Below are 19,422 nucleotides of genomic sequence, written 5' to 3' on the forward strand. Positions count from 1 at the left end.
GCGGGCAACACCATCGGGCGGGGGAGTGACTGATGTTCCATCGAGCTCATGCGAAGACCCTGTGCCAGCGTGCGACGGGCCATTGGCTGGCCGGTGCCGTGGTCGCGCTGGCCACGCTGTTGCCATCGATCTCGTCCGTCGCAACGCCGTCCCGCTCCGCCGCGCCGCAGTCACTGGATGCGTTCGCCGCCAGGGTCACGCAGGCGTTTGATCCTCCCGGCATGTCGGTGGTGATCGTCGACGGCGACACGATCACGACGCACGGCTATGGCGTGCGCAAGCTGGGTTCCGCCGCGCGGGTGGACGCACACACCATCTTTCCGATCGGCTCCAACACCAAGGCATTCACCGCCGCCGCGCTGGCGATCCTGGTCGACCAGGGCAAGTTGCGCTGGGACGACCGCGTGGTCGACAAGCTGCCCGGATTTCGCATGTACGACGCCTACGCGTCGAGCGAGATGACGGTGACCGACTTGCTGGTTCACCGCAGCGGGCTGGGGCTGGGCGAGGGCGATCTGATGATCTTCCCCACCACCGACCGCAGCCGGGCCGAGCTGGTGCATGACATCCGCTATCTGAAGCCGGCCCACTCGTTCCGCGCCGACTACGACTACGACAACGTGCTGTACATCGTCGCCGGGCAACTGGTCGAGGCGGTGTCCGGCCGGCGCTGGGAGGATTTCGTCCAGCAGCACATCCTCGATCCGCTGGGCATGCACGATACCCGGGTGAGCATCGACGCACGCGTCGCCGACCAGGCGTCGCTGCACGCCAGGAATTCCACCCCGGTACGCGGTGTCGGCAAGCAGCAGGTGCTTGCCACGGTGATGACCGGCAGCGTGTTCGCCCCGGCTGGCGCGTTGCAGGTCAGCGCCGCCGACATGGGCCGCTGGCTGCGCTTGCAGTTGCGGCACGGTGCCCTGGATGACGGCAAACGCATTTTCAGTGATGCGGCTTCGCAGGCCTTGTGGACACCGCAGACGCTGATTCCGATCGATCCTGCGCCTGCTGTACTCGCGCTGGCGCAGCCCCAGTTCGAAGCCTATGCGCTTGGCTTCGAAGTGCAGGATTACCGCGGGCACAAGATCGTCACCCATCTCGGTGGCGTATTGGGCGGCATATCGGCGGTGGTGATCATTCCGGAGAAACATGCTGCCTTTGCCATCATGCTCAACTCCGAAGACGTCGGCGCACTGTTCGCGATGCGCGAACACCTGCTCGACAGCTTGCTGGGGTTGCCTTCGCCGGACTGGATCGCCAGCTACAAGCAGGTGTTCGACGGGATCAATGCCAGCGCCGTGGCCGCACTCCGCGCGCATGGCGCCGCCACGCATCCGGAACGCGGCCCGTCGTTGCCGCTGTCCGGCTATGCCGGTGTCTATCGCGACCCGTGGTACGGAACCGCCACGATCAGCCAAGGCAAGAACGGCATGGGCAAAAACGGCAAGGGTGCGTTGAACATCAGCTTCGATCGCACGCCGGGATTGCACGGAACGCTGGAGCACGTGCAGTACGACACATTCCGCACGCACTGGGCGATGCCCGATGTCGAGGATGCCTACGTCACCTTTGCGCTCAAGCCGGACGGCGGCATCGAGCGGATGACGATGAAGGCCATCTCGCCGACCGCCGATTTCAGCTGGGACTACCAGGATCTGCGCTTCACGCCGGTAGCCACGGGGAAATAGGGATTCCATTCCGACGCATCTGCTGCGCGAGTGTCAGCCTGGACGCGGGGCGCCTCGACGCCGACGCGCTCCAGGAGCTATTTTCGCGTGCGAGCCAGCGGCCGGGATTGAATGTGTGGCGGTGTTTGATCTGCGTGCCGTGGAGCAGCTCCTTGGCGCATCCGGAACCAAGAGGGGAGAAAGGGCATGACGATCAGCAGACGTTCGACCCAGGCCATGGTCGGCGTGGCCACGATCCTGGCCACGCTGTGCACGTCGCTGGCGCAGGCGGCCCGACCAGACGATGCGGCACTGACTGCGCGCGTCGATCGCGTACTCGCGAAGACGCCGTTGATCGACGGCCACAACGATCTGGCGTGGGAGATCCGCGAGCGTTTCGGCAATGCCGCCGGCGTGGATCTCGGCGCCAGTACCGCGAACCTTCCGCTGAAGCCGGAAGACGGCGAAATGCCGTCGCCGCTGATGACCGACATCCCGCGTCTGCACAAGGGCCATGTCGGCGCGCAGTTCTGGTCGGTGTGGATTCCGCCGACGGTCACCGGCCCGGCGGCGGTGAAGATGACGCTCGAGCAGATCGATATCGTGCGCACCATGGTGGCGCGCTATCCGAAGGATCTGCAGATGGCCTGGTCGGCGGACGACATCATGCAGGCGTTCAAGGCCGGCCACGTGGCATCGCTGATCGGTATCGAGGGCGGTCACCAGATCGACGACTCGCTGCCGGTGCTGCGCCAGATGTATGCGCTCGGTGCGCGCTACATGACGCTGACCCACACGCTGGACAACGACTGGGCCGATTCGGCGACGGACACACCGAAACATCATGGGCTGACGCCGTTCGGACGCGCGGTGGTGCACGAGATGAACCGCCTCGGCATGCTGGTCGATCTCAGCCACGTGTCCCCGGATACGATGCGTACGGCACTGGCGATCTCGGTCGCGCCGGTGATCTTTTCGCACTCCGGTGCGCGCGCACTGGACGATCATCCGCGCGACGTGCCGGACGACGTGCTGAAGATGGTGGCGCGCAACCACGGCATCGTCATGGTGACCTTTGCGCCGTCCTACGTGTCGGCCGCGCGCAACCGCTGGGAAGCCGATCGTGCCGCCGAGCAGACCCGCTTCAACGCACCGCCTTACGCCGGCCTGTACATCGGTCAGCCCGAGCGGGCGAAGGCGGCGCTGGCCGAATGGGATCGCCATCATCCGATGCCTGTCGTTACGATCGCGATGGTCGCCGATCACATCGAGCACATCCGCCGGATGGCAGGGATCGATTGCGTCGGTATCGGTTCGGATTTCGACGGCATTTCCGACACGCCGCAGGGCCTCGACGGCGTCGACAAGTTTCCGGCGTTGCTGGAGGAGCTTGCGCGACGTGGCTGGACCGACGAAGAGCTCGGCAAGGTGGTCGGCGGGAACATGCTGCGGGTGATGCGCGAAGCCGCTGCCGTGGCCCGGCAGCTGCAGGCAACCGAGCCGCCATCGTCGGCAACGATCGAACAGCTGGATGCCGCCGTCGCGAAGAAACCTTCGTGAAGCGATCACCCTGAAGCGGCAGGCAGATCCATGTGATCGAGGAACCTTGCCGGCCGGTGGATGGTGATGGCATCCGGCATGACCTTCGGCATATCCGGTGTCGCGCTGCAGGGTCTACGCTCGGGTATCTTCCGGGGAGATACATCCATGTTCAAGCCACTGATCGCAGGTATCGCGTTGGCACTGAGCGGCGCTGTCGCCGCGCAGGCTGCGCCCGCCAGTCCGTCCGCTTCCGCTCCCATGGCCGCGCCGGCGTGGGTGGCCAAGAGCAATGCCGACGCCCAGCCGTTGCTGAAGGTGCTGGCCGACTTCAATCCCGAGTTTGCCTCGCAGTTCGGCTTTCCGGGCTACGACGACAAGGCGATCGACCTGAAGCCGGGTGTGGAGGCGCGTTCGCGTGCCGCGATGACGGCGGCGCGCGATACCTTGCAGAAGAAGCTGGCCGCGGAAACCGACCCGAATGTGCGCCAGGATCTGCAGATCATGATCAAGGCGGCCGATCGCAATATCGAGGGCAGCCAGGTCGACGAACAGTACCTGCTGCCGTACACGGACATCGGCCAGATCGTGTTCCAGGGCGAATTCACGCTGCTGCAGGACCAGGTCGCCGCCGCTCGCCGCCCCTCTGCGCTCAAGCGCCTGCAGTGTTACGTCGGCATGACTGCCGGCTGCACGCCGGTGACGAAGGAAGCGCAGGCGCTGTTCCAGGCGAAGCTGGACAACCCGAAGCTGATCGGGCCGTACAAGGTCGAGGTCGAGCAGAACCTGGCCAACACCGCACGCTACGTCGACGGTATCCGCAAGCTGTACACCAAGTACAAGATCGACGGCGCCGCTCCTGCGCTGGACGCCCTGCAGAAGCAGCTGGATGAGTACGACGCCTGGGTCAAGTCCATGGTGTTGCCGCATGCGCGCACCGACTTCCGCCTGCCGCCGGCGGTGTATGCCAACAATCTCAAGCGGGTTGGCCTCGACATCAGCCCGGAGGAACTGATCAAGAAGGCCGAGCTCGAGTTCATGGAAACCCAGGCACAGATGCAGATGATGGCGCCGGATGTGGCGAAGGCCGAGGGCACGGCCCAAGGCCGCCCGGTCAACGCCACCGACTACCGCGATGTGATCAAGGGCCTGAAGAAACAGCAGCTCGACCGTCAGTCGATCGAGCCGTACTACCACCAGGTCATCGGCAAGATCGAGGACATCATCCGCCAGCAGGGCATCGTCTCGTTGCCGAACCGTCAGATGATCATGCGCGTGGCCTCGGAAGCCGAGAGCGCGGCCGAGCCGGCGCCGCACATGGATCCGCCGCCGCTGATCAACAACCACGGCGAGCGCGGCAGCTTCGTGCTGCCGCTGGGCAATCCGCCGAACGGCAAGGGTGCCAACCAGGCCTACGACGATTTCACCTGCAAGGCTTGCGCGTGGACGCTGACAGCGCATGAAGGCCGGCCGGGCCATGAGCTGCAGTTCTCGGCGATGGTCGAGCATGGCGTGTCGCTGGCGCGCTCGCTGTTCGCCTTCAACAGCGTCAACGTGGAAGGCTGGGCGCTGTATTCCGAATACATGATGATGCCGTATGAACCGAAGGGTGGCCAGATGATCGCCCTGCAGCTGCGCCTGCTGCGCGCGGCACGTGCGTTCCTCGATCCGATGCTGAATCTCGGACTGATCACGCATGATCGTGCGCATGACATCCTGGTCAACGATGTGGGCCTGTCCGAAGCGTTCGCACGCGAGGAACTCGACCGCTTCACCTTCCGCTCGCCGGGTCAGGCGACGGCCTATTTCTACGGCTACTCGCGCCTGCTGGAGCTGCGTGCGCACACGCAGATCGAACTGGGTAGCAACTTCAACCTGAAGCAGTTCAACGACTTCCTCATCGCCCAGGGCCTGCTGCCGCCGGATCAACTGGCCGAGGCGGTGGATACGCAATTCATTCCCGCCCATGGCGGCAAGCGATCGCAGTAAGCCCATCGGCATGGCCGCCCACTGTACCCTCGGTGGGTCGGCCATGGATGGCCGTTGGGGAAGGCAAGCTCAGGGCTGCTTCCGGTAACAACTCGATCTGGCCTTGCGTGCCAGTGCTCAGCCGATCTCCTCGGCGATTGCCGATAAGGCACACCGCTTGATCCATCCGGCAATCTCTCGGCGGGAGCTTCAGCGCTCTTGCGCCGGCGCCTCGTCTCGATACGTCCAGGTATCGGCCCCGTCGAGCCATCGCACCCTTGCCTGCGCCAGCACCTCGGGCGGCAACAGGCGGGCATTGATGCCGGTTCGGTCGCGCGCAGGGTCCGTGCTCGACCAGTGGGTGATGCAGCCGCAGACATGGCAGTGGTGAAACGTGATGCCCTTGTTGCCCCATTGGTAGGTGTCGGTGGGCACGTCGGCATGCACCTGCACCTGTGCCAGCGGGTAGTAGGCCCAGCGCGTGCCGTAGCGCCGGCACAGGCTGCAATTGCAATCGGTCACCTCGCTCGGCGCCTGCGCGATGGCCAGACGGACGGCGCCGCAATGGCAGCTGGCTTCGACCATGTGCATTCTCCCGTTCGCCGTGTGGCCGGATGATACGCGCGCCCGATGCTGGCTGCGTCGCCATCCCGTCATCTACCAGTCCGCGAGCATAGCGGCATGCGGACGGCGCGGTTCGATTCCCGCAAGAGGTCCTGACCTGTTTGCTGGTGCTTGCTCGCGCGGGTGATTCTTGCTGCCGTCGTTGGTTTCCGGCGCACTCGCTGCATGGACGCGGTGCACTCATTCCTGACGCAGTTTCTTGCGTGGCGTTTTGTCAAGAATCGTTCATTGCCCGCGCGTAGCGTTGACGCGCCCCGACCCCTGTCCGGTGCGTGTTCGACCCCTACCCAAGGAGATTCCCTATGACGAAGCTTCTGCTCGGTCATTCCATCCGCCGGCGCGTTGTGGCTGCGCTGGTGATCGGTGCACTCACGGCCTGCGGCATGGCCAATGCCGACGATTATTCACACGGTCATGGTTTCCAGTTTCTGCCCGGCAATCTGGTGGTCAGTCGCAGCGTTTACGACAACAAGAGCAGCAACGTTGTCGTCGGTACGATCCTGCCGCCGAACTGTGCGAGCACCACCGGCGGTTGTGGCGATGCCACCGGTGCACCCTATGACGGCACGTATCCCTATGTCTGGAACAATGACCTCTATGACGGCAGCTTCGGCATCACCGCGCGCATCTTCCTGGATCAGATGACGCCGAACGGATGGCTGGTCAATTCACTGGAGGTGCCCAACAGCTCCCAGCCCACTGCGATGGCGGGCGAGCTGGTGACCAGCTTCAGTTCGAAGTCCGAGCTGGCCCTGCATCTGTCGCTGGATCGCAAGTACCTGACGTTCATGGGCTATGTGGCGCCGGTCAACATGATCGACGTGTCCAACTCGAACACTCCCGGCGCGATCGATACCACCAACCCGGATGGCCAGAATTTCTATCGAGCGGTGGCGACGGTGGATCGCCACGGTCGTTTCGGCTTTGTCGAAACCAATGCCTACAGTGGCAACAATGGCCGCGCCGCGATCCTCGATGATCGTGGCAATGCCGATTATTTCTACACGGCCGGCAATGCAGGCAACGGCAGCAACCCGCAGCCGGCCGGCATCGTGCTGGGCGCCGGTGCGCAGTTCATCACGTCCGTACCGCTGCCGGAGGTGGCGCAGACTCCAGGTGTGAGCACGCCGGTGAGCAGCTTCTCGCTGACCGCACTGGGGCAGAAGGCCGACAAGATCGGCAAGGACGACAACTTCCGCGGCATGACCGTGTTCAACAACGTGCTCTATTACACCAAGGGCAGCGGCAGCAACGGCATCAACACCGTCTACTTCGTGGACACCACGGGCAAGGCGTGCCCCAATGGCGTGGGCCTGCCTGCGCCCGGCGCCACGCTGCCTTCCGCACCACTGTCCTACAACGCGAGCACGCTGGCCACGACGGGGCTGCCGACCAACATGTGCGTGTTGGCTGGGTTCCCCTCGACGCCCAACAAGTCGGCGACGACGCTCGCCTATCCGTTTGATATCTGGTTTGCCGACGCCGACACCGTTTATGTGGCAGACGAAGGCGATGGTTATACCGGCGGCAACGACCTGTATACGCACGCCGCGGCGCAGACCACGGCGGGACTGCAGAAGTGGGTATTCGATGCGACGACGCAGCGCTGGACGCTGGCCTACACACTGCAGGCTGGGCTTGCCATGGGTCAGCCCTACTCGGTGCGCGATTATCCGGTTGGCGCCAATCCGGCCACCAACCTGCCGTGGTCGCCGGCCACCGATGGTCTGCGCAACTTCACCGGCCGCGTCGATCGCGATGGCAAGGTCACGCTCTGGGCGGTGACCTCCACGGTGAGCGGCAATGGCGACATCGGTGCCGACCCGAATCGGCTCGTGGTGATCCGCGACGACTTGAAGAACACCACGGCAGCCGGCGCCGCGAAGGAGTCGTTCGTGACCCTGCGTACGGCGAAATTCGGTGAAGTGCTGCGTGGCGTGTCGTTCACGCCCGACGAAGGCGGTGATCGCGGTCACTGGCACTGAGGGAGGATGGGTGGCGTGGTCGAGCTGATCGGTTCGGCCACGCTATAGCCAGCCTGGTCGAGGGTGCCGGCGTCGAATGCGCCGGTGCCTCTCTCATGATGCGTATCCTCAAGTGTCCTGCGTTGGCGCATTGTCGGGATACGTCCAGTACCGATGCCATTGCGCAGTAAGCTTCATCTCCGTCTCGCAGCTTCAAAGCAAACCTGACGCCAGTCTTCCGGCGCGTTAACGAAAAGTCGGCCATGATTCGAAACCCAGTTCCTTCGTGCACATCAATCAGATGAGGCTCCGATGACTCGTACAGTTTCAGTTGCCGACAAACGCGCCGCCTTTCGTGCCTTGCACCAGGAAGGTTGTTTCGTCCTGCCCAATCCATGGGATGTGGGGAGTGCGCGGATGTTGCAGCACCTTGGCTTTGCCGCGCTGGCTTCGACCAGTTCCGGTCATGCCTGGTCGACCGGTCGCCCTGATTACGCGGTGACGCTCGCGGATGTGCTGCAGCACCTGACTTCTCTCTGCGCAGCGGTGGATCTGCCGGTGAACGCCGATTTCGAGTCTGGCTTTGCTTCCGATCCTGAAGGGGTGGCAGCCAATGTCAGCCTCGCCGTGCAGGCGGGTGTGGCCGGTCTTTCCATCGAGGATCGCGATATAGACGCACCGTTCGGCCTCTACGACATGGCCTTTGCCGTGGAGCGCATCCGGGCCGCCCGCGCGGCGATCGATCGATCGGGCGAGGACGTCATCCTGGTGGCTCGTACCGAGGGTCTTCTGCATGATGCCGACGCCATCACGCCGGCCATCGACAAGCTGGTCGCCTTCGCCGCTGCAGGTGCCGATTGTCTGTATGCACCGGGCGTGCGCGACAAGTCACACATCGCCACGATGGTCCGCGCGGTGGCACCCAAGCCGCTCAATGTGCTGGTCATGGATACCGGGTGGAGCGTTGCCGAACTGGCCGATCTCGGCGTGCGACGCATCAGCATCGGTGGTGCGCTGGCGCGGGCTGCCTGGGCCGGCGTGCTGACAGCCGCCGGACAGATCAAGGCCGGCTCGTTCGAGGGCCTGGCCGGCGGAACGCCCGGAAGGCAACTGAATGATGTCTTTGCCGGCTTCGCCTGATTTGGGTTTCGATACCCGACACGCTTGAGTCAGTGGATCGTGTGACGGGAGGCGCTTTTCGCGCGCCTCCCGTCCGGCATGGCACGTGTCAGCGCATGCCGCCACCCGCGAACAGATGCTCGCCGGTCAGCCAGTACGAATCGTCCGAAGCGAGGAAGGTAACGATCGAGGCGATGTCGTCCGGCTGGCCGATGCGGCCCAGCGGCGTGTGTGCCACGGCCTCGGCCTGGAAATCCGAGCCGATGAAGCCGGCGGCATGGGCGCCTTCGGTTTCCACCATGCCCGGATTGACGGCATTGACACGGATCTTGCGCGGACCGAGCTCGCGCGCGAGCACGCCGGTGATGGCATCCAGCGCACCCTTGGTTGCCGTATAGACCGCGCTGGCGGGTGGCACGATGCGGGACACCAGTGAACCGATATTGATGATGCTCGCGCCTTCGCCCAGATGCTTTGCCGCGGCCTGCGTGGTCAGCAGCAGGCCGAGGACGTTCACGTTGAACTGCCGATGGAAGTGCTCCTCGGTGATGGCTTCGAGCGGTGCGAACTCGTAGACGCCCGAATTGTTCACCAGTACATCCAGCCGGCCGAAGTGCTTCACGGAAGCCTCGACGATGGCCTGTGCATCGGCCGTCTTCGACACGTCGCCCTGGATGGCGACGGCCTTGCCGCCTGCGGTGGCAATCGCGGCGACGACTGCGTCGGCGCCGGACTTGCTGGATGCGTAGTTCACCACGACCGATGCACCTTGTGCGGCCAGTGACTTTGCGATGGCCGCACCGATGCCCTTGGATGCTCCGGTGACGAGGGCGACTTTACCTGTGAGCTTGCTCATGACGATGTCCTTTGTGCTTTGGGAGTGGTGGATGAATTGGTTCTTAAATTCCGTAGTTCGTAAAATATGAACTATGGAACTAATAGTCAAGAGCTGTTACCATCATTCCCATGAAACCGCTGATCCATCCGGACATCGACAACATCACCGTGGAGGGCATCCTGCATGCGCTGTCCGATCCGGTGCGTGTCGCCATCTATGCCGACATGGCCGGCGCGGGTTGTGCCCAGACCTGTTCCACCTTCCTGCAGGTGGTCGATCGTTCGATTCCGAAGTCCACGCTTTCGCAGCACTTCCGGACCTTGCGCGAGGCGGGGCTGATCCGCAGCGAACGCCAGGGCGTGGAAATGCTCAACACCACGCGGTGCAGCGAGATCGAGCAGCGCTTTCCGGGCCTGCTCGCAGCCATCATGAATGCGCACCGTGTCCAGCTGATGCAAAAGGCGCGCATGGCCAGGCGCAAGCCGGCCGGGAGCCGGGCCGGCGTGGGCTGAGGCATTCTTCAGGCGCCGAGCAGGTGCTGCGGCTTGCTGTGTACTGTCACCCTGATACCGGTGCCACGCTGTCGATGCTGAGGCGCAGGCGCCCGGCGTCGAAGCGCACACGCAGATGGTGGTGCCTGACCAGGTAATGCGTCGCGACGATGGCCGCCGCGATGCCCGAGGCGGCGGCGATGCCGAGCGCCCAGCGCGGACCGAACCGGTCGGAAACCCAGCCCACGATCGGTGCACCGATGGGTGTGCCGCCCATGGCGATGGCAAGCACGATGGCCATGACGCGCCCGCGCATGGCCGGCGTGGTGGTGAGCTGCGCCAGGCTGAGGGTGGACGTGGTAAAGGTCTGTGCGGACACGCCGATGATGACCAGGGCGATGCCGAACAGCGCTTCGTTGGGCATCACTGCCGCGAGCGCGCAGGCAGCACCGAACACGCCGGCACCGATCAGCAGGATCGCGATGTGCGGTCTTGCCCGTTGGGCGGCAAGCAACGCGCCGGCGATCGATCCGATGGCCATGGTGGACGTCAGCAGCCCGTACGTGTCGGCACCGGCGTGGAAGACGCTGACCACCATGGTCGAGATGTAGATCGCGAAGTTGAGCCCGAACGTGCCGACCAGGAAAAGCATCAGCAGTACGGCTTTCAGGTCGGGTCGCTGCCATACATAGCGAAAGCCGTCGGCGAGGCTGCTACGGGTGCGCACGGCGCGGTCTCCCCGATGCAGCTCATCGACGCGCAGCAGGCTGAGCGAACCGAGTACGGCAACGAAGGTGGCCGCGTTGATCAGGAATACCCAGCCGGCACCCACGCCTGCGATCAGCACGCCCGCGACCGCGGGGCCGATCATCCGCGCGGCGTTGAACGAGGTGGAATTCAGTGCCACGGCATTGGACAGGTCGGCCTCGCCGACCAGTTCGGAGACGAACGTCTGGCGTGCCGGCGAATCGAAGGCGGTGACGCAGCCGAGCAGGAACGCAAACCCGTATACCTGCCACAACTGCACGAGTCCGCTGACGGTGAGGATGCCCAGGCCAAGCGCCAGCAGGCCCATGGCCGCCTGGGTGGCGAGCAGCAGCTTGCGGCGGTCGAGGTGATCGGCCGCAAAGCCGGTCAGCGGCAGCAGCAGCACCTGTGGCGCGAACTGCAGTGCGGTGACCGTACCCACCGCCGTGGCGTTGTGACGGGTCAGCTGGGTCAGCACGATCCAGTCCTGGGCGATGCGCTGCATCCAGGTACCCACGTTGGAGACCAGCGCACCAGCGGCCCACATCCGGTAGTTGAAGCCTTTCAGCGAACGGAAGATGCCTTTCATGGAATCGTTCGCGTGTCCGTCGGCGAGTTGCCGCCGTTGAAACGTCCGAACATGCGGGCCGACATCAAGCCAGTCAGCAGAACGCCGGCGCCCGCCGCGAGTACTTGATCGGTGGCGCGCAGGTCGAAGTTTCCAACGCGGCACAACAGCACATAACCGATGACGAGATTGAAGAATCCCCACAGCACATTCAGCGTCGACGACGAAAACCCCTGACCAGGCGGCTTGGCGAACGGACTCTGGAACGGTCGCCCCATCACCCCGCTGACGAAATGCGGAATGGCATTGGTCAGCAGGGCACCTGCGAAGAAGTAAGAAACATAGTGAGTCCAATTCATTGCAAGGTACCCCGTGGCTGGTGAATCGTTGTGCCTGCCCTGTTTCGGACGCCCTTGGTCCGGTCACGGCAGGAGGATTACCCCGCGTCACGCGTGGCTGGCATCGAGCAGGTCGATGATTTCCCGGGTGGTGCCGGTTTCACCCAGCCGCGGGAAGATCCGCGTGACGCTGTTGTCGTGGGCTTCGGCATTCATGTCGGTCATTGCATCGACCGCGAGGGTGACGTTGAAGCCCAGCTCATGCGCGAAGCGGGCGGTCGATTCGACGCCGATGCTGGTGGCGACGCCGGCGAGCACGATCTGGGTGACGCCCAGCTTTTTCAGATGCGCGTCGAGATCGGTGTTGGTGAACGCGCCCCATGTGCGCTTGGTGACGATGTGGTCCTGCGGCTGCCGGTCCAGTTCGGGCACGAAGTCCGCCCATCCGGCAGGCAGCTCGCCCATGTTGCGGGACTGTTCGGCCCGGCCCGGCGCGCCACCGGTGACGTTGACCAGGACGACCGGCAAACCGCGTTGGCGAAACGCATCAAGCAGGGCACGCGCGTGAGCCACCACCTCGCCGGTCGGATGCGCCGCGGGATAGGTGACGATGCCATTTTGCAGGTCGATGACGACGAGGGCAGTTTGCGGGTCGAGTGTGGTGACGGTCATGGGGATTTACCTGGTGGTAGTTATGGCGGTCCTTGCGCGCAGGGCGGCAAGGGAGTGTTTACGAGTCGAGGAGGCGCTTGAGCAGTTCGACGGCACTGGCAAGCTGCGCCTGTTCCTGTGACGTCAGCTGCGTCTGGATGGCATGGAACAGCCAGTCTTCCCGCGCCGCGCGATTGGCCTTGATCAGTTCATGGCAGGCGGGAGTGAGTGACAGCAGGGTTTGTCGCCCATCGTCGGGATCCGGGGAACCACGCAGCAGGCCCGCCGCCAGCAGCGCGGAGACATTTGCGCCCATCGACTGCGGACGCATGCCCTCGGCGTGTGCGAGCGCCGTCACGGTAGCGGGCCCATCGCGTTCCAGATGCCCGAGAACCGACACCTGCGACCATGCCAGGCCACCCAGATTGGTCTGCTCGCGCAGACGGCGTTTGAACTTGCCGACCAGGACGCGCAGCTCCACTGCCGTCGCCATGGTGCGTGTCGTCGCCGGATCGGCCTTGGGCTTCTTCATGCGGTGAAGTCTGGCATATATGAAGTCAAACTGCAAAGGTAAACTTCATAAATAGTATGCGACTGCCTGCTTTCTGCTGCAGGGCGCATTACTGTGGTCGCGTAGTGATGTACGCATGGAACGGCGGTATTTCCGGAAGGGTAGTGGCGAATCCGGTCCTGGGATGCAACACTGCGGGAGGCATGGCGGCACCGTAAAACCTTGATGAAGCTGGCTGATTCCAATCTGTGTTGTCCTTGACATGTCCGTGACCCACATCACTTCCGGCGAGGCCCTTCCATCCGGTCATCACGCCCCGGCGGACAGTTCCCCGACGGTCGAGAAGGGTGGCCGCCGGACCAGTGCCCACTCCGCCTTCTGGATCATGACGCGACGCGTCACCGTACTGGCGGCGTGTGTGGACATGGCCTTCCTGGTCTTTTTCCTTGCCGTCGGTTCGCCACTGCTTGCGTGGCTCAATCTGATCAGCATCAGCATGTACGGCGCCGCCTACGTGTTGTTGACCCGGCGCAGGAATCTTCCAGCCATCATCCTGATCTGGACTGAGGTAACCGTACATGCGGTCATCGGAACCCTGCTGGTCGGTTGGGACAGCGGCTTTCATTACTACCTGCTGATGTTCATCCCGGCCATCGTCGTCAGTGGGGGCTGGCGCAATGTGATCGCGCCGCTGCTGTTCCTGTTTCTGGCCTACCTCGGGCTACATGTGGCCGCGCACTTCGTAGGTGCACTGGCGCCATTGAATGGCACGGCTCTGCTGCTTCTGAACCTATTCAACGTATCGATTTTCTTCGCGATGGCCAGTTACACGGCGCGCTTCTATTACGACCTGGTCAGAAAGACCGAACGAAAATTGCGCGAGCTGGCGACGAAGGATGCCCTGACCGGTCTGTCCAACCGGCGCCATCTGCTGGATCTGGCGCAGCAGGAAATCGCCCGTGCCCGACGAAGCATCGAGGAAGTCTCGCTCATCCTGGTCGATATCGACGATTTCAAGCTGATCAATGACGGACATGGCCACGATGCCGGTGATCAGGTGCTGGTGCACGCGAGCCAGTTGTTCCGGGGTATCTGCCGAGCCCAGGACACGGTGGCCCGCTGGGGTGGCGAGGAATTTCTTTTCCTGCTGCCGGCAACAGGCCAGGACGCCGTGCGGGAATTCGCCGAACGCGTTCGCGTGACCATTGCCGAGACGAGGCTCGAACATGCTGGCGAATCGATCAGATTCTCCCTGTCCCTGGGAGTTGCCACGCTGGCTGGATCTGAAAGCCTGGATGACGCGATCAGCCGCGCGGACAGCGCGCTCTACCGGAGCAAGACGGAAGGTCGTAACCGTGTGACCGCGGCACTTCATCCGGCGTACGAAGAGCCGGCATCCTGGCAGGGCGATGTGGAGGTTTCCCCTGCGTGACGCAACGGGAAACGGGTCCGTACTGATATTTCCACGCCAGATCCGCTGAGCAGGCCTGTCGCATCAGGACTGGGTTCCAGGCACGGCACGCACCACACGAGTCAGTCCACGCACGACCCACTTTCAGCATTGCACCCGGCCACCGGCAAGTGAGGTGCAGGGATGGAACACGGGCTTTGGCGGTGGTCCGGGCGGTTTGTGGTCATGGTCGTGATCGTGATCGCGGTATGGCGGCGCCACGGCGCCCCAGTAGGCCGGCGGAGCGTAGTAGGCCGGTTGGGACAACTGATCGGCGTATGCGTCGTTCTGCTGGCGCAGCGCATCGTTCTGGGCCTGCAACAACCGATTGGTGTTGGCGGTCTGGTCGGCAATTGCCTGCTGCCGTGCGTCTTCCGCCTGCTGTTGCGCGTCGGCTGCTTCGTCTGCCTGTTGCTGGGCCTTGTCGTCCATCTTCTGCTGGTAGGCGGCGAGGTGTTCCTTGTAGAGCGCGTCGATATGATGGGCATCGGCATAGCGCCTGGCGACGTCGACCTGGCCCAGGTTGAGATAGTGGTCGATGACTTCGCTGTCGTCGGCCTGGTGGATCAGCTCGCCCTTGCCGCCGGGGCAGGGGTGGTCGGTGTATTCCAGTTGCCCGCCCTGCGTGCATTTGTAGATGTTCTGGGCCATGGCAGCGTGCGCCGCGGCCAGTAGCAGGGCGGCAACACACAGCTTGATGGTGGGCGTGGCCTTCATCATGAAGGTCATTCTGCGCCGACGCCGTGCAATAAAAAAGCGGCTGGGATCTGTATGGATCGGATCCGTTCAAACTCTCTGCTACCCGGCTAGGTTCCCGTCGTCTGTAGGCGCTGCGCCCGCTGCCAGCTGCGCAGGCCAATCACTGCCAGCACGATGAAGCCGGCATACAGCACCGATGTGATCAGCAGCGATTTGTAGACGTATTCACCCACGTAGATCACGTCGACCACGATCCACAGCCACCACGCGGCGATATGCCGGCGCGCCTGCCACCACTGGGCGACCAGGCTGAAGGCAGTGAGTGCCGCATCCAGCCAGGGCAGGGCGGCGTCGGTCCAGCGGTGCATGGCGAAACCCAGCGCGAGCGCGCCGATCGTGCCGAGCACGATATGCAGTACAGCTTGCTGGTGCGGCAGGGGCGCCACCTGCACGCGGCCGTCGCCGCCCATGTGCTGCAACCAGCGCACCCAGCCGTAGACGATCAGGATGGCGAAGGCCAGTTGCAGCAGCGCATCGGAATACAGCTTGGCGTCGACGAATACCCAGGTGTAGACCAGCACCGACACCAGTCCCACCGGCCAGCACCACGGCCGGCGCTTGGCGGTGAGCCAGACGCCCCAGGCGCTGAGCAGCGCGGCGATGAGTTCTATCAGGCTCATGTCAGGATCGGCTCATGTCAGAACGCGTAGGTCAGCGAGAGCCGCGCCAGTCGCGGCGCACCTGGGAACAGATAGCTGTCCCCGCCGGAGGTGCCGGTGTCGCGCCAGTAGAAATGGTTGAACACGTTGTCGATGTTGAGGCGCCAGGTCAACGCGTGGCCGTTCCACGAGGTGACGTAGCGCAGGCCGGTATCGAACACGTTATAGGCCGGCACGCTCACCAGCCCGTTCGGCGTGGCGGGGTTGGAGCTGCTGTAGCGCCAGCCACCCAGCAGGCTGAGGTTGGCCGCGAACGGCAGGCGGTAATCCACGTACACCGACGTGCGCAGGCGCGGCACGTTGACGATCTGGTGGCCTTCGTAGCTGGGTATGCCGGTGTCCTCGGCGCGGGCCTGGATCAGGTTGGCGCTGGCGGTGAGGCGCAGATTGTCGCTCAACTGGCCGGCCGCGTTGAGTTCCAGCCCGGTATGCACTTCGTTGCCCTGCTGCACGAAGGTGAAGCCTTCCGGGGTGTTGTCCGGTTGCGCGAACTGGTACGGCTGATGGATACGGTACAGCGCGGCCTGCAGGCTCAGTGCGTCGCTCCACTCGTACTTGACACCGGCTTCGACCTGGCGCGCCAGCAGTGGCGCCAGCACGTCGTTGCCGTTGGACGCCCAGTACGGCGCTTCGCCGCCCAGCGACAGGCTTTCGCTGTAGCTGACATATGCCGTCAGCGCGGCAGTCGGCTGCCACAGCACCGCGGCCTGCGGCAGCAGCTTGTTCTCCACGGTGTGGCGCTGGAGTATGCCGCTGTCGTCGAAGGCGCTCTCATTGAGTTCTACATAACGGCCGCCAGCGAGCACTTGCCACTGCGAGCCAAGATGCACGCGATCGAGCGCGAACAGCGAGCGCTGCCAGCTGTCCAGCCGGCGTGCCGACGGACCGGGCTGGTTCGGCGACGGCGCGAAGTACGGTGGATCGACCTCATCGATATTGGCGGTGCCTACGTAGTCGTAGACATACGGGCGCTGGTTGAGCGTGCGACGGAACGTGCTGGCGCCGACGCTGAGCTCATGCGTGAGTGCACCGGTGTCGAAGGTGCCCTTGAGTACCGCGCGCAGTTCGTCGTTCTGTCGGTTGTCGTCGGGGCTGCGGTAGTCGTAGACGTCGTAGTCGCCGTTCGGCGCGAAGAACCAGCCCGGCGTGGCGCCGCTGGCGCAGTCGGGCGAATAGAAGCAGCCGTAGGCAAAGGCGACGTTGTCATCGATCACCACGTGACTGTGGCCGGCCGATACCTGCGCCTGCCAGTTGTCATCGAACTGGTAGTTGAAGCGCAACGTGCTGTTGCTGGCGTGGATACCGACCGGCTGCTGCCACGGCTCGAAGCCGAGCATGCGGGTGCGGCTGGGGTCGGGTGGAATCACCGTGCCGCCGAGCAACTGGTAACCGGAGACCGAGCGTTGTCCGCTGGTCTGGTAATCGGTATCCAGCTGCAGCGTGGCGTTGGAGCTGATCTTCCAGTCGGTTGCCAGTGACACGAAATTGCGTCGGCCATCGGCGTGCTGCACGTAGGAGTTCATGTCTTCGTGCGCCGCGTTCACGCGCACACCGAAGTCAGGTGTCAGCCACGCGCCAACATCGAGTGCCTCGTAGCGTGAACCTTCCGAATCGGTGCCGACGGTGATCGTGTGCACATCGGCCGGGCGCTTGCTGACGTAATTGACGAGGCCGCCGGGAGCGACCACACCGGCTTCCAGGCCGGCCAAACCCTTGAGGATTTCCACCTGCTGCTTGTCTTCCAGCGTCATGTACTGCTCGCCGGCCATGCTGAGATCGTTGAAGCGGAAGCCGCTGGCCAGATCCAGCGCGAAGCCGCGGATCGCGATGTCCTGGTAGTAGCCGACCGGCGCGTAGTTGTCGCCGAGTGCGGCGTCGGCATGCGCCAGTTCGCTCAGCGTGCGCGGCTGGCGATCGTCGAGCTGGTCGTGGGTGATCACCGTGATCGCGGCTGGCGTGTCGTGTAGTGACGTGTTGCCCAGGCCGCCGAGGTCCGTGCTGTCGGTGTGATAGCCCTTGCTGCTGTCCGCATGCACGTGCACCGGCGCCAGTGGTGTAGCCTGCTGCCGGGATGCGGCATCGTCCTGCGCATGGGCGAGCGTCATCACCGACAGCAGGGCAAGGATCGGGGGAGTGCGGGCGAGGGGAGTGCGGAGTGAAGCCATCGTCATCGTCTTCTGTAGTGCGGACGAAGCGACGGCGACCCGGACGTCCGGACGGACGTGCTGGATCAGCAAGCTCCCTACGCCGGTACTGACCGGATCAGGTTCCAAGGGACTCTCTCAGCCCGGCAAATACCGGGCACCCCCGCTTCAAGAACGCTTATTTAACCACGAATGGCCATTGACCGGATCAGGCGACATCGCGGACGACCTGCAGCAAGGCCTGTCCCGGTGGCATGGTGAACCATGCCGAATGGCCGAGCAGGAAGATGTCGTAAGCCACGTCGGCGTTCGCGCGCGAGCGGGTGATGCTGTGGAAATACTCGACTTCGGACAGCGCGAAATCCAGGTGCACCAATGGCAGAAGATCGGCAAGGAGATGGATATCTGCGGCATCCAGCGGGCGCTGCTGTCGATAGCCTTCGATCAGCGCATGGGCGATATCGAGGTGCACGGCGGCATCGCCGGTTTGCAGGGCGAGCCAGGCGATCGCATTGCGCTCGATAGCGGTGGCGAGATCGAACAGGGCGAAGTTGGCGGCGGCCAGGCCGAAGTCGAGTACGGCGGTGATGCGCGCGTCCGCATGGCCGTCGCTCCAACACAGGTTGGAGACATGCCAGTCGCCGTGTGTCCACAATCGTGGCTGTTTCGCCAGGCGTGGCTGCGCGGCATGCCAGGGCGCGAACAGTTCGGCGAGCTCGGTTTGCCAGTCGCGATCGCGCAGGTAATCGGCAAGGCCCGGTCGTTGCGGCAGTTGCGCCTGCAGCATGGCGATCGGATCGGATGAGGTGATCAGCTCGCTGCGGGCGACCAGGATATGGGTATCGCGCTGGGCAGCGTGGTAGTCCTCGGCGGCGTCATGCAGTGTGGCCAGCATGCGCCCTGCGCTGAGCGCGTGTTCACGGTTCGGCAGCGGCGACCATGAGATCGCCTCGCGGTACAGGTCGATGCCGGCGGCACGCTCGTGTACCTCGTAGCTCCAGTCGCCGATCGCCACCGCGGTTTGCCCTTGCGCATCCCGCAACACCATCGGTACCGGCAGGCCGTGGGCGCGCAGGTGCGCGATAAGGCGATGCTCCTCGGCAAGTGTGGCGACCGAACGCACGCTGTGGTGATGGCGCTTGATGAAGACGGTCTCGTGCGTAGTTTCGACCAGACAGGCAGCCGACAGCGGGCGCGGGCTGTGCCAGTCGATCCGGATCGGCGGGCCGAGTTGCGGATAGCGGCGCAGCAGCGTGTCGACCTCGGCAGCCGTCAGTGCGGGCCAGTCCGGCGGGGTCTCGTCGCCGGCCAATCCGTGCGCGAGATGGGGAATGTCGTTCATGGGCAGGCAGAGCGCCTTGGCTGACAGCAAGCCTTCGATTATC

The 19,422-nt window shown here is 64.1% G+C and carries 17 protein-coding genes and 1 riboswitch; of the genes, 7 read left to right on the top strand and 10 right to left on the bottom strand.

From position 1 onward, the window contains the following. Positions 1–32: 32 nt before the first annotated feature. The 3 genes from ACYVKM_RS16540 to ACYVKM_RS16550 all read left to right on the top strand — a co-directional run bounded on the left by ACYVKM_RS16540 (position 33) and on the right by ACYVKM_RS16550 (position 5,195). Positions 33–1,688 (top strand): serine hydrolase, encoded by a 1,656-nt coding sequence (locus ACYVKM_RS16540; protein WP_460878705.1) that lies wholly within the window; start codon positions 33–35, stop codon positions 1,686–1,688. A gap of 186 nt (positions 1,689–1,874) precedes the next feature. Then, positions 1,875–3,227 (top strand): dipeptidase, encoded by a 1,353-nt coding sequence (locus ACYVKM_RS16545; RefSeq protein WP_460878706.1) that lies wholly within the window; start codon positions 1,875–1,877, stop codon positions 3,225–3,227. 147 nt (positions 3,228–3,374) lie between these two features. After that, positions 3,375–5,195: a DUF885 domain-containing protein gene (locus ACYVKM_RS16550; protein WP_460878707.1), complete on the top strand. Its 1,821-nt coding sequence runs from the start codon at positions 3,375–3,377 to the stop codon at positions 5,193–5,195. Positions 5,196–5,384: 189 nt separating this feature from the next. Here the strand turns inward: ACYVKM_RS16550 and ACYVKM_RS16555 are convergent, their stop codons facing one another. Continuing rightward, entirely contained in the window at positions 5,385–5,759 is a 375-nt protein-coding gene (locus ACYVKM_RS16555) for a GFA family protein (protein WP_460878708.1), read from the bottom strand. A 341-nt stretch (positions 5,760–6,100) separates the two neighbouring features. Here ACYVKM_RS16555 and ACYVKM_RS16560 point away from each other — a divergent pair, with 341 nt between their 5' ends. Both ACYVKM_RS16560 and ACYVKM_RS16565 read left to right on the top strand, forming a co-directional pair. Next, positions 6,101–7,783, top strand: coding sequence for a hypothetical protein (locus ACYVKM_RS16560; RefSeq protein ID WP_460878709.1), 1,683 nt, complete (start codon positions 6,101–6,103; stop codon positions 7,781–7,783). Between the two features lie 291 nt (positions 7,784–8,074). After that, complete coding sequence (locus ACYVKM_RS16565; protein WP_460878710.1) at positions 8,075–8,902, top strand: isocitrate lyase/PEP mutase family protein; 828 nt, start codon at positions 8,075–8,077, stop codon at positions 8,900–8,902. An 88-nt stretch (positions 8,903–8,990) separates the two neighbouring features. Here ACYVKM_RS16565 and ACYVKM_RS16570 read toward each other — a convergent pair whose 3' ends face one another. Then, entirely contained in the window at positions 8,991–9,737 is a 747-nt protein-coding gene (locus ACYVKM_RS16570) for a glucose 1-dehydrogenase (RefSeq protein WP_460878711.1), read from the bottom strand. Between the two features lie 110 nt (positions 9,738–9,847). Here ACYVKM_RS16570 and ACYVKM_RS16575 point away from each other — a divergent pair, with 110 nt between their 5' ends. Further along, positions 9,848–10,231: an ArsR/SmtB family transcription factor gene (locus ACYVKM_RS16575; protein WP_460878712.1), complete on the top strand. Its 384-nt coding sequence runs from the start codon at positions 9,848–9,850 to the stop codon at positions 10,229–10,231. 46 nt (positions 10,232–10,277) lie between these two features. Here the strand turns inward: ACYVKM_RS16575 and ACYVKM_RS16580 are convergent, their stop codons facing one another. The 4 genes from ACYVKM_RS16580 to ACYVKM_RS16595 form a co-directional block, all read right to left on the bottom strand. Beyond that, on the bottom strand, positions 10,278–11,546 hold the full coding sequence (locus ACYVKM_RS16580; protein WP_460878713.1) for an MFS transporter: 1,269 nt from the start codon (positions 11,544–11,546) through the stop codon (positions 10,278–10,280). Beyond that, positions 11,543–11,884, bottom strand: a complete 342-nt coding sequence (locus ACYVKM_RS16585; RefSeq protein ID WP_460878714.1) for a hypothetical protein — start codon at positions 11,882–11,884, stop codon at positions 11,543–11,545. Before ACYVKM_RS16585 ends, ACYVKM_RS16580 begins: the two co-directional genes overlap by 4 nt. Positions 11,885–11,971: 87 nt before the next feature. Further along, a complete protein-coding gene (locus tag ACYVKM_RS16590) occupies positions 11,972–12,535 on the bottom strand; it encodes an isochorismatase family protein (RefSeq protein ID WP_460878715.1) in 564 nt (187 codons plus the stop codon). Between the two features lie 58 nt (positions 12,536–12,593). Next, complete coding sequence (locus tag ACYVKM_RS16595) at positions 12,594–13,046, bottom strand: MarR family winged helix-turn-helix transcriptional regulator (protein ID WP_460878716.1); 453 nt, start codon at positions 13,044–13,046, stop codon at positions 12,594–12,596. A 475-nt stretch (positions 13,047–13,521) separates the two neighbouring features. Here ACYVKM_RS16595 and ACYVKM_RS16600 point away from each other — a divergent pair, with 475 nt between their 5' ends. Next, positions 13,522–14,457, top strand: coding sequence for a GGDEF domain-containing protein (locus ACYVKM_RS16600; protein WP_460878717.1), 936 nt, complete (start codon positions 13,522–13,524; stop codon positions 14,455–14,457). 123 nt (positions 14,458–14,580) lie between these two features. Here the strand turns inward: ACYVKM_RS16600 and ACYVKM_RS16605 are convergent, their stop codons facing one another. The 4 genes from ACYVKM_RS16605 to ACYVKM_RS16620 form a co-directional block, all read right to left on the bottom strand. Then, complete coding sequence (locus tag ACYVKM_RS16605; protein ID WP_460878718.1) at positions 14,581–15,195, bottom strand: DUF4124 domain-containing protein; 615 nt, start codon at positions 15,193–15,195, stop codon at positions 14,581–14,583. 86 nt (positions 15,196–15,281) lie between these two features. Beyond that, positions 15,282–15,854 (bottom strand): nicotinamide riboside transporter PnuC, encoded by a 573-nt coding sequence (pnuC, locus tag ACYVKM_RS16610; protein ID WP_460878719.1) that lies wholly within the window; start codon positions 15,852–15,854, stop codon positions 15,282–15,284. Positions 15,855–15,871: 17 nt separating this feature from the next. Beyond that, positions 15,872–18,058, bottom strand: a complete 2,187-nt coding sequence (locus ACYVKM_RS16615) for a TonB-dependent siderophore receptor (RefSeq protein WP_460878720.1) — start codon at positions 18,056–18,058, stop codon at positions 15,872–15,874. A 57-nt stretch (positions 18,059–18,115) separates the two neighbouring features. After that, positions 18,116–18,212: riboswitch (TPP riboswitch) on the bottom strand. Positions 18,213–18,245: 33 nt separating this feature from the next. Beyond that, a complete protein-coding gene (locus ACYVKM_RS16620) occupies positions 18,246–19,379 on the bottom strand; it encodes a phosphotransferase enzyme family protein (protein WP_460878721.1) in 1,134 nt (377 codons plus the stop codon). Positions 19,380–19,422: the final 43 nt, after the last annotated feature.

The sequence above is a fragment of the Rhodanobacter koreensis genome (assembly GCF_054782855.1).